General features: G+C 61.5%; 15 protein-coding genes. 5 read left to right on the forward strand and 10 right to left on the reverse strand.

The features are described from left to right. Positions 1-275: 275 nt before the first annotated feature. Positions 276-2,231 carry a 4Fe-4S binding protein gene (locus Q1A07_RS01980; RefSeq protein ID WP_299777338.1) on the forward strand — a complete coding sequence of 652 codons (1,956 nt, stop codon included), beginning with the start codon at positions 276-278 and terminating at the stop codon, positions 2,229-2,231. Here Q1A07_RS01980 and Q1A07_RS01985 read toward each other — a convergent pair. After that, entirely contained in the window at positions 2,225-2,956 is a 732-nt protein-coding gene (locus Q1A07_RS01985) for a hypothetical protein (protein WP_299777340.1), read from the reverse strand. The genes Q1A07_RS01980 and Q1A07_RS01985 overlap by 7 nt on opposite strands. 96 nt (positions 2,957-3,052) lie before the next feature. On the opposite strand from Q1A07_RS01985, the gene Q1A07_RS01990 reads away from it, so the two are divergent. Genes Q1A07_RS01990 through Q1A07_RS02005 form a run of 4 tightly spaced genes read left to right on the forward strand, consistent with a single transcriptional unit; the run spans position 3,053 to position 5,510 of the window. Next, positions 3,053-3,250, forward strand: a complete 198-nt coding sequence (locus Q1A07_RS01990; RefSeq protein WP_299777342.1) for a DUF6494 family protein — start codon at positions 3,053-3,055, stop codon at positions 3,248-3,250. After that, positions 3,251-4,318 carry an Mrp/NBP35 family ATP-binding protein gene (locus tag Q1A07_RS01995; protein ID WP_299777343.1) on the forward strand — a complete coding sequence of 356 codons (1,068 nt, stop codon included), beginning with the start codon at positions 3,251-3,253 and terminating at the stop codon, positions 4,316-4,318. After that, positions 4,315-5,019, forward strand: coding sequence for a biotin/lipoate--protein ligase family protein (locus Q1A07_RS02000; RefSeq protein WP_299777345.1), 705 nt, complete (start codon positions 4,315-4,317; stop codon positions 5,017-5,019). Before Q1A07_RS01995 ends, Q1A07_RS02000 begins: the two co-directional genes overlap by 4 nt. Beyond that, positions 5,016-5,510: a DUF6505 family protein gene (locus Q1A07_RS02005; RefSeq protein WP_299777347.1), complete on the forward strand. Its 495-nt coding sequence runs from the start codon at positions 5,016-5,018 to the stop codon at positions 5,508-5,510. The genes Q1A07_RS02000 and Q1A07_RS02005 overlap by 4 nt, the downstream gene beginning before the upstream one ends. Positions 5,511-5,667: 157 nt before the next feature. Here the strand turns inward: Q1A07_RS02005 and Q1A07_RS02010 are convergent, their stop codons facing one another. The 9 genes from Q1A07_RS02010 to Q1A07_RS02050 form a co-directional block, all read right to left on the reverse strand. Then, positions 5,668-6,129: a GNAT family N-acetyltransferase gene (locus tag Q1A07_RS02010; protein WP_299777349.1), complete on the reverse strand. Its 462-nt coding sequence runs from the start codon at positions 6,127-6,129 to the stop codon at positions 5,668-5,670. A gap of 341 nt (positions 6,130-6,470) precedes the next feature. After that, positions 6,471-7,277 (reverse strand): substrate-binding domain-containing protein, encoded by an 807-nt coding sequence (locus tag Q1A07_RS02015; RefSeq protein WP_299777351.1) that lies wholly within the window; start codon positions 7,275-7,277, stop codon positions 6,471-6,473. After that, positions 7,274-7,978: an ATP-binding cassette domain-containing protein gene (locus Q1A07_RS02020; protein WP_299779111.1), complete on the reverse strand. Its 705-nt coding sequence runs from the start codon at positions 7,976-7,978 to the stop codon at positions 7,274-7,276. The genes Q1A07_RS02015 and Q1A07_RS02020 overlap by 4 nt, the downstream gene beginning before the upstream one ends. A 5-nt stretch (positions 7,979-7,983) precedes the next feature. After that, complete coding sequence (locus Q1A07_RS02025; RefSeq protein WP_299777353.1) at positions 7,984-8,688, reverse strand: ABC transporter permease; 705 nt, start codon at positions 8,686-8,688, stop codon at positions 7,984-7,986. An 80-nt stretch (positions 8,689-8,768) separates the two neighbouring features. Then, a complete protein-coding gene (locus Q1A07_RS02030; protein ID WP_299777354.1) occupies positions 8,769-10,748 on the reverse strand; it encodes a thiamine pyrophosphate-dependent enzyme in 1,980 nt (659 codons plus the stop codon). Continuing rightward, positions 10,741-11,022 carry a hypothetical protein gene (locus Q1A07_RS02035; protein ID WP_299777356.1) on the reverse strand — a complete coding sequence of 94 codons (282 nt, stop codon included), beginning with the start codon at positions 11,020-11,022 and terminating at the stop codon, positions 10,741-10,743. Before Q1A07_RS02035 ends, Q1A07_RS02030 begins: the two co-directional genes overlap by 8 nt. Further along, the gene (locus Q1A07_RS02040) at positions 11,022-11,783 is read right to left on the reverse strand and encodes a hypothetical protein (RefSeq protein ID WP_299777358.1); all 762 of its coding nucleotides are present in this window, start codon (positions 11,781-11,783) and stop codon (positions 11,022-11,024) included. Before Q1A07_RS02040 ends, Q1A07_RS02035 begins: the two co-directional genes overlap by 1 nt. Beyond that, positions 11,780-12,832, reverse strand: coding sequence for a Rieske 2Fe-2S domain-containing protein (locus Q1A07_RS02045; RefSeq protein ID WP_299777359.1), 1,053 nt, complete (start codon positions 12,830-12,832; stop codon positions 11,780-11,782). The genes Q1A07_RS02040 and Q1A07_RS02045 overlap by 4 nt, the downstream gene beginning before the upstream one ends. Then, complete coding sequence (locus tag Q1A07_RS02050; protein WP_299777361.1) at positions 12,829-13,206, reverse strand: hypothetical protein; 378 nt, start codon at positions 13,204-13,206, stop codon at positions 12,829-12,831. Before Q1A07_RS02050 ends, Q1A07_RS02045 begins: the two co-directional genes overlap by 4 nt. Between the last annotated feature and the right edge of the window lie 109 nt (positions 13,207-13,315).

The raw sequence follows: 13,315 nt of genomic DNA on the forward strand, positions 1-13,315 counted from the left end.
CCCAGAAAAAAAAGCATGCATCTGTACACATTTAGTCGTAGACCCGTAAGCTGGTCGCCTTGCATTTCCCCAACTCTCTGAATTACAGGGGCTTTAGCGATTTTGCATTTGATTGGCGTCGGTTGGACCTGCCCGTTCATACGGTGTGACCACCACGACCAGGCAGAGGTGAGGTCGATTCCGGTTTACGCCGCCTCTGTTTCCTGCCTTTTTGTGCGCCAGTGCTCTATATATAGAGTGGCGAGGATGGCATTGCGGCAGCCGCTGGGGGAGAGATGACAAAAAAACTGGTGCTTTGTGATTGCCTTGGCAGTCAAACCATAGACGCCGACGCGATTGCGACTGCAACCGGTCTTGGATGCACGAAACCTTTCACCCACGCCTGCGGCGCCCAGATCGCAGAGGTTGCGCAGCATCTGGCGGAGGATGGCGTGATGATCGCCTGTCAACAGGAAGCACCGCTGTTCAGGGAGTTGGCGGAAGAAGTTGAAGCCCCGGAGCCGCGTTTCGTTGATCTGCGCGACCGCGCGGGCTGGAGCGATGAGGCGGCAGATGCGGGGCCCAAAATGGCAGCGCTTGCCGCCGAAGCGATGCTGACCCATCCGCCGGAACGCACCCGCGACGTGATCTCCAACGGGGCCTGCCTGATCATCGGATCGGGCGAGATTACCCTTCAGGCTGCCCATGATCTGTCCGGCATTCTAGCGGTTACGCTGCTGACCCCTGCCCCGTTTGACACCGCGCCCGGTATGGCCTTCGACGTGGTCTGCGGCACACTGCGCCGCACCACTGGATCGCTGGGCCGGTTTGATATCCGCATTGACGGCTTTCGCCAGATCGTCGCCGGAGGGCGCGGTGCCGCCGATTGGACGCCTCCGCAGGACGGCGCGCTGAGTTCCTGTGACGTGATCCTCGATCTGAGCGGCGACACAGCGATCTTTCCCGCCCCGGAAAAGCGCGACGGGTATCTGCGCGCCGATCCGGGCAGCCAGACCGCCGTGGCCAAGGCGGTGCTGGATGCCTCGCAGATGATCGGCACCTTTGAAAAACCGCTCTACGTGCGTCTGGAAGAGCCACTCTGCGCCCATTCGCGCGCCGAGCAGCCCGCCTGTTCGAAATGCCTGAACATCTGCCCGACCGGTGCGATCACCTCGGCGGGGGAGCATGTGGCGATTGATCCGATGATCTGCGCGGGGTGCGGGGCCTGTGCGTCGCTCTGCCCCTCAGGCGCCATCACCTATGATGCGCCGCCGGTGGCTAATCTTTTTGCGCGGCTGAACACGCTGGCCAGCACCTATCGCAAGGCGGGCGGCACGGCCCCGCGCCTGCTGGTGCATGACGATGATTTCGGCGCGGAAATGATCTCGCTCGCGGCACGATACGGTCGCGGATTGCCCGCCGATGTGATCCCCCTCTCGGTCTCCGCTCTGGCCAGCTTTGGCCACGCAGAAATGCTGGCGGCGTTGGCCTGTGGCTTTGCCCATGTATCCGTTCTGCTCGCCCCGCGCAGCGAGGGCGCGGTGCTGGAACAGGAACAATCGCTGGCCAATGCGATTTCCGGACAGAAGAGCATCGCGCTTCTGGATGTATCGGACCCCGACGCGCTGAGCGATGCGTTATATTCAGACGCTCAAAGCGACGCGGTTCAGGAGCACATCCTGCCCCTTGGCAGCCGTCGTCAGGTCACCCGTCTTGCCGCCAAGGCCCTACAGCCAGAGGCGGAGGTCATCGCGCTTCCCGATGCCGCCCCCTATGGCGCGATCCTCGTGGATCAGGACGCCTGCACCCTCTGCCTCTCCTGTGTGTCACTCTGCCCGGCAGGCGCGCTTGGCGACAACCCGGACAAGCCGCAACTGCGCTTTCAGGAAGATGCCTGCCTGCAATGCGGTCTCTGCAGTAATATCTGCCCAGAAGATGCAATCACCCTGACGCCACAGCTGAACCTGACCGATGCCGCGTTTACGCAAGTGGTGATGCATGAGGAAGAACCCTGTGCCTGCATCGAATGCGGCGCACTCTTCGGGTCCAAATCAACGGTCGAACGGATCAAGGAAAAGCTCGCCGGCAAACACGCGATGTTCGCCAATCCCGATACAATTCGCATGATCGAGATGTGTGACAACTGCCGGATACAGGCGCAGTACCATTCGCAAAACAACCCCTTCGCCGGGGGTGAGCGGCCTGCTGTGCGCACCACCGACGACTACCTGAGCAAGCGCAGGGATCACTGAAGTTGCAGCGGCGCGCCCAGATCCGCCGGGGCCACCCCGGACACATAGGCGAGGATCGCGTCGAGGTCGTCGACCGTCAGTTCGACCGGCACGATGGGCGACGGCAGGGTGGGATCAAACGGATCGGTCACGCCGTCGATCTGTGTGAAACTGGGGTGTGGATTAAGCAGGTGGAAGTTGGCAAACCTCTGATCCCAATCCTGCAGGCCGCGCAGCACCCGGAAAGACGGCGTCGACTCCATACCGTTCATCCTGTTGCTTTCATTGATCACGTGACAGCGCCCGCAGAGCGAGAGCGAGAGCACCTCACCCTTCCGCCTGTCACCGTCAAAGCTCACCTCCACCTCGACCGCCGCCTGCGTCAGCGCGGCGGAATAGGTCGTGCCATCCTCCGCTTTGAAGCTTTCGATCGTGCGCTTGCCCACATCGGATTTCAGCCAGTCCAGAAACCGGACCGCGCGCGGGTCGCCATCATGCTCCAGCCCCCAGCGCTGCTCTGGCCCCCGAAACACCGCCGTTCCGCCGTCGGTGAACCGCATCTCGGCCTCAGCCCCCGCACCAACACGGGTAATCCTGACGGAGGTTTTCAGCGAAAAACGCGGCACGATATAGGACGCCAACCCCGACGCCTCCAACGCCTCCGGCACGGCCAGCCGCAAATCCTCTGCACCGAGCGTGGTGGGCAGAAGGACAAGACAGGCAAGCGCCCCCAATATTCCCCGCATATCGCCCCTCCCGAGTTTTCCGCTGTTCAGACAGCCTAGGCGGGCGCTCAATTCACCGTCAAGTTTTCATCTCATCCGTAAAAAAGGACCCACCCCATGTCAGAAGACTTCAACATGTCGATGCGCAAATTCCTCAAACAGGTCGGCGTGACCTCGCAACAGGCCATCGAAGAGGCCATGCGCAATGCCGGGGATACCACGGGCAAAACCTATGAGGCCAAGGTGGTGCTGACCATTGACGAGCTGGATATGGAACACGTCGTGACCGGGCAAATCTCTGGCGGGCAAGGATAAATGAGCCTGACACGTGACGCGGTTCTGGCCGCGCTGAAGGAGATCGAAGACCCGGTCAGCGGGTCCGACCTGATGTCTGCCGGGCTGATCAAGGCCTTGACCGTCGGGGACGCAGGCGCCGTGCGCTTTGTGATCGAAGTGCCGCCTTCGCAGGCCGATCTTTACGCGAAAGTCCAGAAGACGGCGGAGGCGGCGGTGCAGGCCCTGCCCGGCGTTGGCACCGTCTCGGTGGTTATGACCGCGCATAGCACGCCCTCCGCCCCGCCAGATCTGAAGCCGCAGAAAACCGCACCCAGCGGTCCGCAGAAGGTCCCCGGCATCGACCGGATCGTCGCCATTGCGTCCGGCAAGGGCGGCGTGGGCAAATCGACCATCTCGTCCAACATCGCCTGCGCGCTGGCCGCCGAAGGCCGCCGTGTCGGTTTGCTCGATGCCGACGTCTACGGCCCGTCACAACCCCGCATGCTGGGTGTCTCCGGTCGCCCCGCCTCGCCCGATGGCAAGACCATCCTGCCGATGCGCAATTTCGGCGTGACCATGATGTCAATCGGATTGATGACCAACGATGATCAGGCGACCGTCTGGCGCGGACCGATGCTGATGGGCGCGTTGCAGCAGATGATGAACCAGGTGCAATGGGGTGCGTTGGACGTGCTGATCGTCGATCTGCCCCCCGGCACCGGCGATGTTCAGATGACCCTGGCGCAAAAATTCCAGGTCGACGGGGCGATTGTCGTCTCCACCCCGCAGGACGTGGCGCTGCTGGACGCGCGCAAGGGCATCGACATGTTCAACCAGCTCGGCACGCCGATCCTTGGCATGATCGAGAACATGTCCACCCATATCTGTTCCAACTGCGGCCATGAAGAGCACGTCTTTGGCCATGGCGGCGTGGCGGCGGAGGCCGAAAGGCTCGGCGTGCCCCTGCTGGCGGAAATCCCGCTGCATCTGGACATCCGCATGGCGGCAGACGGCGGCGCGCCTATCGTGGTCTCCAAACCCGAAAGCCCGCAGGCAGAGGCGTTCCGCGCCGTGGCCCGTACCCTGATCGCCGACGGCAAGGCATGAGCGGCGCGCAATTCCCGCCACTCTTCTCGGGTCTCGTGACCGCCGGGGCGGATCCGTTCCCTGTTGCCTGTGAGGAGGCAACCAAGGGCTGTGATGCGGGGCTGGTGACCTATGACATCGCGCCGGATCGGCTGCGTGCGGCGATTGTCTTTGCCCCTGAGATTTCCCTGCGTGATGCGATGGTCATGCTGCCGGTCTGCGGGGTCGGATTTCAGAACGCCTTTGGCGCGCTGGCCCCGCCGGAAGTGTCCGTACATCTGGATTGGAACGGTGGCCTGCGGCTCAATGGTGCGCGCTGCGGCACGCTTCAGGCGGCAGCGGCCCCGGGTGATCCCGACAGCGCGCCGGATTGGCTGGTGATCGGGCTCGACCTCACGCTCTGGTCGGATCAGGAAGAGACCGGCACCACGCCCGACGTGACCTCGCTCAATGCCGAGGGCTGCAGCGAGGTGGACCCAATGGAATTGCTCGAAGCCTGGGTGCGGCACACGCTGGTCTGGATCAACCGCTGGGACGATGAGGGGGTGAAACCGGTACACACCGAATGGACCGGGCTGGCCCATGGCATTGGCAAAGAAATCACCCTGCAGGGCACAACCGGCACCTTCCGCGGCATTGACGAAACCTTTGGTTTACTGTTGCAGCAGGACGCGGGCTCGACAATCATACCGCTCACCAGCACCTTGAGGGAGATGTTATGAAACTGGCCCGCGCCATTCATTTCGACGACAGCGACACCCGCGTCTTTCACAGCCCCGCGCGCACCGGCGAATGGTGCATTTCCGGCGGGTTCGAGTTTTCCAATTGGTCTGACGGCGATCTGACAGGCAAGGCGAAACAGGCTTTCACCAACGGCTGGATGGGCGTGGAAACCTTTGGCCGCGCGAGCTTTGTCGCCGTCACCCAGATCGAGGAGAGTGAGCGCGATGCGATTGCCACCGCCCTCGCCCAGCATTTCGTGGACATCTACGGCGCCCCGTCGGTCGAGGCGGCAATGGGAGTGGCGATGGAAGAGATCAACCAGATGGTGGAGCTCTGTGAGGATCAGGACTTCAACACGCTGCTGACCGTCACGCGCGAGCTGACCGAGGCGGGCGTGAAGGAAAGCTACCGGATGATCGAACCACAGGACGCCGGCATCGAGCAGTTCGCCATCCACGGGTCCCTCGATGACGAACCACATCAGCACTAGGCGACGTTCGGAAAATCTCGTTGGCGAAGGGAATCATCAGTGCCGCCAGATATCCCTGATCTGTGAGAGAGCCATGCGGAATAAGTTGCCGTTCCCTGGTGTTGCAGATGAGGAGAGCTGGCCCATCCAAGGGCAGGCCAGCTAGAGCTTTTTGGGTTCAGCCAAGTGATTTCCAGAAGACGATTTTATCATCTCCAGCCGCCCAGAAATCCCTGATACGGGCTTCCTCAGCGTAGCCGTTTTTGCGGTAAAAGTCGCGTGTCGGTGCGAAGTCGTCCGCGCCTGACGTGTCGGCGATCAAGATGCGTTGTCCGCGCGCCTTAAGTTCCTCCTCCAGATGCTTGGCGATAGAACTACCGCAACCGCCGCCCTGCTCTGTTGGCAAAACTGCGATAGCAAGCATGTTCCATGCGCCTTCTGCTAATTCCTCCGGCACCGCATAGCAGAAACCAACGGGTTTGCCCTCGATTTCACATGTCAGCCAGATATCGGAGCTTTCGTCATCAGATAGAAAGTCCCTCACCATATTAGGCAGCATTTCACTTGGAAACAGCTGTGTGCCCTTAAGTACCTCCTGCAAGGCGGGGATATCGTCATGTTTTGTTGGTCGTATTTTCATTGATCATTCGTCTTTCTAAGTGTCGCCATGTGAGCGAAAACGCTCGACATAACGGAGGCACAGCCCGTATCGCTGTCACTGTTTCAGTGGTGTTTTGAGTGTTCACGGGCCATGCGAAAACGAGCCTGACGCGGTCTGCGCATGCTCTATGTGGCGTGATCGTCCTGTCGTTCAGGACTTAGCGGTTTCCCGCAATCGTAAACATAAATTCTCCATCGCCTGACTTACTTGCCAAGCATAAGTGAGAGTTATCAGCTGGAACAATGGCAATCAAGCTTGGTGGGCTGGGCTCCAAGCGGTCACTGCGTTCAATTCATCGCCCTGACCGCTCGGACGCCTGTTCACTCCGGTTTCGCGTTAAAGATAAAAAGCGTCTCACCATTGATGGTGTAGCCATTGATCAGATCCGCAGCACGCGGACTGGTCAGCCAGTCTTCCAGTTGCACGGCCAGATCATTGCGCACATGGGCGTGTTTTTCGGGGTTCACGGCCAGAAAAGCGTATTGATTGAAGAGCGCTGCATCGCCCGCGTAGAGCAGATCAAGATCCGCCTTGTTGCCAAAGTTGAGCCAGCTGGCGCGATCGGCCAGAATATAGGCGTCAAGGCCCGCCGCTGTGTTGAGGCTCGCGCCCATACCCGCGCCTACCGCCCGGTACCATTCGCCGAAGGTGTCAGGGTCCAGATCAGCCGCGCGCCAGAGGGCGATTTCCTTTTTGTGGGTGCCGCTGTCATCGCCGCGACTGACAAAGGCGGGTTTGACGACGCCGATACGTTTGAGGGCCTCGGCGGCTGACCCCGCCTGTGCCACGCCAGCCGGATCCCCCTTAGGCCCGATGAAGACAAAATCATTATACATGATCTCGCGCCGGTAGGTGCCATGACCTTCGGCCACGAATTTCTCCTCCGCCGTGCGGGAGTGCACTAGGATTGCATCCACATCCCCCGCCTCTCCCAGCCGCAGGGCCTGGCCGGTGCCAACCACAAGCAATTGCACATCCAGGTCAAGGTCTTCCTTGATGGCCGGTAACAGCACATCCGCCAGGCCAGAGTTTTCAAATGAGGTGGTCACGGCCAGTTTGATGTCTTCTGCCAGTGCGGCAGTGCCTAGAAAAACCGTTGTTAAAAGTGCTGCGATGCGCGTCATCATGCGATGATGTCTCCTCTGAAGAATGCCTGCAATTCGGCGGTCTGCGGCGCGCTGAAGAAATCCGACGCGGGACCCCTTTCATGCACGACGCCATGCAACATGAAGAGTGCATCACCCGCGAGACGTCTGGCTTGACCCAGATCATGTGTGGTCATGATTATGCGGGTTTTTTCGGCAAGCGCGGTCTGCAGGATGCTTTCGATATCGCGCGTCGAGGCGCCGTCCAGATTTGCACAGGGTTCGTCCAGAAACAGCACATCCGGTTTGCGGATCAGGGCGCGCGCCAGCGCAAGCTTCTGTTTCTCCCCGCCCGAAAGCCGCGTGGCCTGAAGTCCCATCCGTGCCTCCAGCCCGATCCGTCGGGCCCAGTGGTTCACGCGGGTCTCGATCTCCGCGCGGGGCGTCGCGATCAGTTGCAACGGATAGCGCAGATTGTCGGCCACCGTGCGCCGCAACATGATCGGGGTCTGAAAGACATAAGCCTGACGGTGACGTGCCTCTTCCTCGGCCACGGCCCATGTCGCACTACCGTCGCTCAGCCGTTCCACCCCATGCATGACCCGCAGCAAGGTGGTCTTGCCGCTGCCGTTGGGACCCACGATCATGGTCAGCCCCTCCGGATGCAGGGTCAGATTCACCGGCCCCAACAGGCGCTTGCCGCGTCGGCGCACCGCGACATCCTTGAGGGTCAGGGGCAACATCCTGCTCACCACCGCCCCTCCCGTTCCGTGCGGGACAGCCAGTGGATGCTGACGTTGATGCCAATGGCCAGCGCGATCAGCACAAAGCCCAAGGCGAGCGCCAGAGCGAAATCACCCTTGCCGGTTTCCAGCGCGATGGCCGTGGTCAGCACGCGGGTGGCGTTATCGATGTTGCCGCCCACGATCATGATCGCACCCACCTCGCCAATGGCCCGCCCGAAACCCGCCAGCGAGGCGGTCAGCAGATTGCGCCGCCCGTCCCAGATCAGCGTCTTGATCCGCTGCCAGCCGCTGGTGTTCAGCGAGATCAGCAGGTCGTGGTACTCCGCCCAAAGCTCGCGCATCGCCTGATGGGTGATCGAGGCAATGAGCGGTGTGATGATGATCACCTGCGCGATGATCATGGCCGTGGGCGTGAAAAGCAGGCCCAGCACGCCAAACGGCCCTGACCGCGACAGCAGAATATAGACGATCAGACCAACCACCACAGGCGGCAGTCCCATCAGCGCGTTCAGCAAAGAGATCGTCAGCCGCCGGTATCGGAACCGTCGGATCGCCAGAAAGGTCCCCAGCGGCAAGGCAATGGCCGAGGCGATCACAAGCGCCGAGAGGCTCACCTGCAAGGAACGCAGCGAGATCTGCATCAGGTCAGGATCGAAGGTGACCACCAGCCAGAATGCCGACACCAGACCTTCAAGAATATCGTTCATGTCTCAGGCCGGATCATCTGCCACGCGTTCACACTTTGGTTGATCCGTCCTAGGACATCGCCGGGGGCGGTGCAATCGGATCAGACGAGATCGGCGTCTGTCATGATTTCAACGAGGGCCGGCCCCTTGTGATCCAGCGCTTCCCTGATCGCCGCCTCCAAGTCGCCAGCATCCGTGACCTTGACCCCGTGACCACCGCAGAGCCGGGCAAAGGCGGCAAAACCCGGATTCTGCAGATCTGTTTCCCAAACCGGCCATTCGCCCGACCGCTGCTCCTTCGAGATCTTGCCCAGCTCGCCGTTGTGCAGCAGGATATGGGTGATATCCATGCCGTATTTGACGGCAGTGGTGAACTCCATCGGGTATTGGCCAAAACCGCCATCACCAGAGATTGACACCACCTTGCAGTCCGTCAGATCGGGTTTGTCCTGGGTTGCCGCCCAAGCGCCCAAAGCGGCAGGCAGGCCAAAGCCGATGGAGCCGAGATAGCCCGACATCAGCACCCGCTGCGTGCCCTTGGTTTCCAGATAGCGGCCAAAGGAATAGGTGTTGTTGCCCACGTCCACAGCGAAAATGGTGTTCTCCGGCACCAGCCGCCCCAGCGCCTCGAAAATCGCAAAGGAATGGATGCCCTTGCCGAGATCTTCCGCCAGCCGCTGTTGCTTTTCACGCCGCCAGATGTCCCAGCGGTCGGCCAGTTCGGTGATCTGATCCACCGCATCGGGGTTTTTGTTATCCGCCTTTGCAATGGCATCGCAAAACGCACCCACATCCCCCCAGATCGGCAGGGCGACGGGGTGGAATTTGCCCAGCTGCATGTGTTCATGATCGACCTGGATGATCTCCTTGCTGCGCTCGATCCCGGTGTGATTGGAAAAGCTGGTGCCCAGCGCGATGATCAGATCGGCCTCGTTCATGAACCAGCTGGCGATGGGGGTGCCGGACCGGCCCAGCACGCCGCCCGCGCAGCGGTGATCGTCCGGCAAGAGCCCCTTGGCCTTGAAGGTGGTCAGGACCGGTGTGCCGAGGGTTTCGGCCAATGTCGCGATCTCCTCGCGCACCGGATAGGCACCGTGCCCGACCACGATAATTGGGCGTTTCGCGGCCTTGATCATTGCCGCCGCCTTGTCGATCTCACTTTGCGCCGGGATCACGGGGGCTGCCGTCACCCGTCCCTCCGGTGCGCCAGCCGGTTTGCCCGAGGGGTTCGTCTGCACGTCGTCAGGGAAGATCAGATGCGCCACGTTCTGCTCCACAATCGCCGTCTTACAGGCCAGTGACGCCAGCTCCGCGTGGTTGGAGCTGCCGAGCACAGGTTGGGAAAAGCTGGTGACCGCCTGAAAGGCAGACAGAAGGTCGATGTCCTGAAACGCCCCCGGCCCCATGACCTGTGTCTGCACTTGTCCGGTCAGCGCCAGCACCGGGGCGCGGTCCACCTTGGCGTCCCACAGCCCGGTGAGCAGGTTCGTGGCCCCCGGCCCCGCAATGGTCAGGCAGGCCGCAGGTGTACCCGTCAGCTTGCCATAGGCAGAGGCCGCAAAGGCCGCCGCACCCTCGTGCCGGATGCCGAAGTACGTCATCTTGCCATCCACCACGGCGCGCCGGATCGCGTCCGACAGCCCCAGATTGGAATGGCCCACCATGCCAAAAACCGATTGCACACCCCAGTTGCTGAGCGTCTCGACCATGACATCCGTGACCGTCCGTTCATGCGGCGGCTCCGGCGCTATACCTACGAAAATCTCGCCCTCGCGCACCTCCACCGGGTACATCTGCTGCCCGGTGTCCTCATGCCCGCCCGGCGGTTTGCCGGTCAGCGGGTCGAAATCCCAGCCGTGCCAGGGGCAGCGAATCCAGCATTTGTCGTCGATGCCTTTTTCGATGGAGCCTTCGCCCAAGGGCCCGCGCTGATGCGGGCAGTGGTTGTTCATCGCCGCCCATTGCCCGTCGAAATGCACAAGGCAGATTGACGTGGTGCGCGCGGTTACGGTCTTGACCCGGCCTTCGGGCAGGTCGTCGGTATGGCCAACGCTGATCCAGTCGAGGGTTTCGTCACTCATTTGGCTCTCCTGTTTCAGATGGCGTGGTGAAGAAATCATAGAGCTTCTGGGCAAGGCTCAGGATGGCGAAACACCCCAGCGCCCAGATCAGCAGCTCGAACGGGGCGGCATTGGTGCCCCGCAGCCATTGGCCGACCAGACCGCCCTGCGGGCGCAGCACCTCAAGCCCGAAAAGGCCCGGGCGGTCCCAGAGCGACAGATACCAGAAGCGCGAGAGGTAAAAGAAGATCGCGGCCAAACAGCCGATCAGGATCAGCATCAGAATACGGCGCATCATTCCAGCACCTCAAGCGTATCAGGGTCCAGACGCAGCACCAGCAGATCGCCGCGCCGTTCCACTTCACCTTCCAGCGAGACGAACTGCGCCACATAGTGATAGGCGCTTTCCGGCAGGTGGCCGCCGTCCGGCCCGGTGATCAGCAGGAATTCCGAGCCGTCCACCGGCTGCGTCGAGACAAAGACGGGCGGCACCTTGCCCAGCAGGCAGAGATTGGCGCAGGCCTTATGCGCCAACCCACGCCCGGGCCGCATCGCGCCAGCCAGGCATTTGCCATCACAAATCTCGCCCGCGAGCTTCCAGCGGCCGAGTGGAATGGTCTCGAAGACCGGCACCTCCCCTTCAGCGGCTTGAAGGCCGTTGCGACCGCCCCGCACCTGCATCATGTCCAAAGATCCGCGTTCAAGCAGCACCCCGGACACCTGCGCCAATTGTCCCTCTAACGGGATGGCGCGGCTTTCCACGTTGGTCTTGCCGCCGCCTGCGAGCATCAGGGTATGCCCCGCCGGAATGCGCTCGTTGCCTTCGGTGACCCGCAAGAGCGGATAGGGGGTCAGCTCGACAACCCCGGTAACCGTTTGCCGCCCATAGTCGAACCGAAAAGCACCCTCGCCCGGATCGTCCTGCGCGATGCCAAGCGCCAGACCGAAACCCGCAAGCCCCGAGATAAACAGCACGCAAACCGCGAGCAGCAGACCCCGCAACGCCTTGGGCGCAGGCAGGTATCCAACGAAGAAGGGACGATCCTTGTCACTCATGACGTCGCTCCTGCGGGTACCGGTTCCACGTAAGTCCCGGGCGGATTGGCGCGGGGGTCGACCAATACGCGGGTACCTTCGGTCTTCAGATTGTAGGTTGGGATTTTCTCGGTGAAGGGCGCGGGCGAGCGGCCGTTGGTGACGTCATACTGAAACCCGTGCCACGGGCAGGTCACCAGACAGTCGATAATTTGCCCCTCTCCCAACGGCCCGTTCTGGTGCGCGCAGGCGTTGGAGATGGCGCTGAGCTTGCCCTCGTTGAGATAGACCGCCACGCGTTCGCCATTGGCCAACAGCTTAATCTTGGCAAAGCCCTCCTTCATTTCCGAGACATCGCACACCGGCACCCACTCGACGGCCTCGGACGCCAGCTCCTGATCCGCGCGGCGTTCTTTCAGAGCCGCTATCAGTTGCAAGATGCCCACGGCCGCCGCGCCGCCGATGAAAATCATCGTAAAGGCATGGTTCTGCTGATCCTGCAGGATGCCGAAGGAGACATGCGCCACCACCGAGAGATAGGCCGGGTAGATCAGGTAGTGGATGCGTTTCCAGACCGGCGGGCTGAGGAATTTCATCCAGAAATCATGGCTCGTTGCCGCCAGCAGGATCAGCGTGAAAAGTGCGAAAATCCCGAAGACCTCGAAGGGGAAGCCTGCAAGCTGGCCGTAGCTGGTATTCGCAAAGAGCAGCGCCTCGTACTTGTTCGACGACGAAAAGGCGAAGTACCAGTCCACGATATAGCCCGCATGGGTGATCGCCACGAAAACCGTCATCACCCCGAAGTGTCGCCGATTGTAGAGCAAGGGCAGGAACCGGGGATCAAGCCGCGCTAAGGGACCGATACAAAGGATCACCGTCAGCATGACAAAAGCACAGGCCCCGAAAGCACGGGCATTATGGACCTGCGGGTTGATCGGACGTTCGTGACTTAGAATGCCGGGACTGGCATAGAGGAAGACGTACAGGAATAGTCCCACCCCCAGCAACATCACCGCGTCATAGATGTACTTGTTCGGGTTCCACTGAACGGGGATGTATTTGACGCTCATTGGCTGACCTCCGCCGGGCCGGAGAGTTGCACCGGCGCGATCTCTGCAGGCCATGTCTGGCGCAGGCTGAGCCCCGTCAGGATGATCAGGCAGATGCCGATGGGCAGGATCCACCCCACCGCGAAATGGGCCCGGCGCGGCGGATCATAGCGGCGCGCCCAGAGCTCGCGCCCGCTCTCATAGAGGTACCAGCGCCACAGCACCAAGGGCCAGATCACCAGAATACCGGGGATCAGCAAGGGGCGGAAAATATAGGCGCCGCGCGCATCCTCGTCGATGCGGTCCATGCCGATGGTCAGGAAAATCGCGGCCACCACGGCACCGATGCTGCCCCAGATGCGCAGCCCCATCAGAATGGCTTCGGCCTGGTTCATCGCGTTGCCCTGCCCGCTGCGATCTGTCCCTCATCGTGCTGTTGTTTCGGGGCGGAAAGGCAGGCAGGCATCTTGAACTCCGGTCTTTTGCTACGCAGTGGCGTTGTGC

Source organism: uncultured Roseobacter sp. (assembly GCF_947492555.1).
Taxonomy (GTDB): Bacteria; Pseudomonadota; Alphaproteobacteria; order Rhodobacterales; family Rhodobacteraceae; genus Roseobacter.

What these genes read in the sequence shown, in the direction of transcription:
- Q1A07_RS02020 (WP_299779111.1), bottom strand. Translation starts at nt 7,978, where the DNA reads ATGTTGCCCCTGACCCTCAAGGATGTCGCGGTGCGCCGACGCGGCAAG.
- Q1A07_RS02040 (WP_299777358.1), bottom strand. Translation starts at nt 11,783, where the DNA reads ATGAGTGACAAGGATCGTCCCTTCTTCGTTGGATACCTGCCTGCGCCC.
- Q1A07_RS02050 (WP_299777361.1), bottom strand. Translation starts at nt 13,206, where the DNA reads ATGAACCAGGCCGAAGCCATTCTGATGGGGCTGCGCATCTGGGGCAGC.
- Q1A07_RS02005 (WP_299777347.1), top strand. Translation starts at nt 5,016, where the DNA reads ATGAAACTGGCCCGCGCCATTCATTTCGACGACAGCGACACCCGCGTC.
- Q1A07_RS01995 (WP_299777343.1), top strand. Translation starts at nt 3,251, where the DNA reads ATGAGCCTGACACGTGACGCGGTTCTGGCCGCGCTGAAGGAGATCGAA.
- Q1A07_RS02010 (WP_299777349.1), bottom strand. Translation starts at nt 6,129, where the DNA reads ATGAAAATACGACCAACAAAACATGACGATATCCCCGCCTTGCAGGAG.
- Q1A07_RS02045 (WP_299777359.1), bottom strand. Translation starts at nt 12,832, where the DNA reads ATGAGCGTCAAATACATCCCCGTTCAGTGGAACCCGAACAAGTACATC.
- Q1A07_RS02000 (WP_299777345.1), top strand. Translation starts at nt 4,315, where the DNA reads ATGAGCGGCGCGCAATTCCCGCCACTCTTCTCGGGTCTCGTGACCGCC.
- Q1A07_RS01985 (WP_299777340.1), bottom strand. Translation starts at nt 2,956, where the DNA reads ATGCGGGGAATATTGGGGGCGCTTGCCTGTCTTGTCCTTCTGCCCACC.
- Q1A07_RS02025 (WP_299777353.1), bottom strand. Translation starts at nt 8,688, where the DNA reads ATGAACGATATTCTTGAAGGTCTGGTGTCGGCATTCTGGCTGGTGGTC.
- Q1A07_RS01990 (WP_299777342.1), top strand. Translation starts at nt 3,053, where the DNA reads ATGTCAGAAGACTTCAACATGTCGATGCGCAAATTCCTCAAACAGGTC.
- Q1A07_RS01980 (WP_299777338.1), top strand. Translation starts at nt 276, where the DNA reads ATGACAAAAAAACTGGTGCTTTGTGATTGCCTTGGCAGTCAAACCATA.
- Q1A07_RS02030 (WP_299777354.1), bottom strand. Translation starts at nt 10,748, where the DNA reads ATGAGTGACGAAACCCTCGACTGGATCAGCGTTGGCCATACCGACGAC.
- Q1A07_RS02035 (WP_299777356.1), bottom strand. Translation starts at nt 11,022, where the DNA reads ATGCGCCGTATTCTGATGCTGATCCTGATCGGCTGTTTGGCCGCGATC.
- Q1A07_RS02015 (WP_299777351.1), bottom strand. Translation starts at nt 7,277, where the DNA reads ATGATGACGCGCATCGCAGCACTTTTAACAACGGTTTTTCTAGGCACT.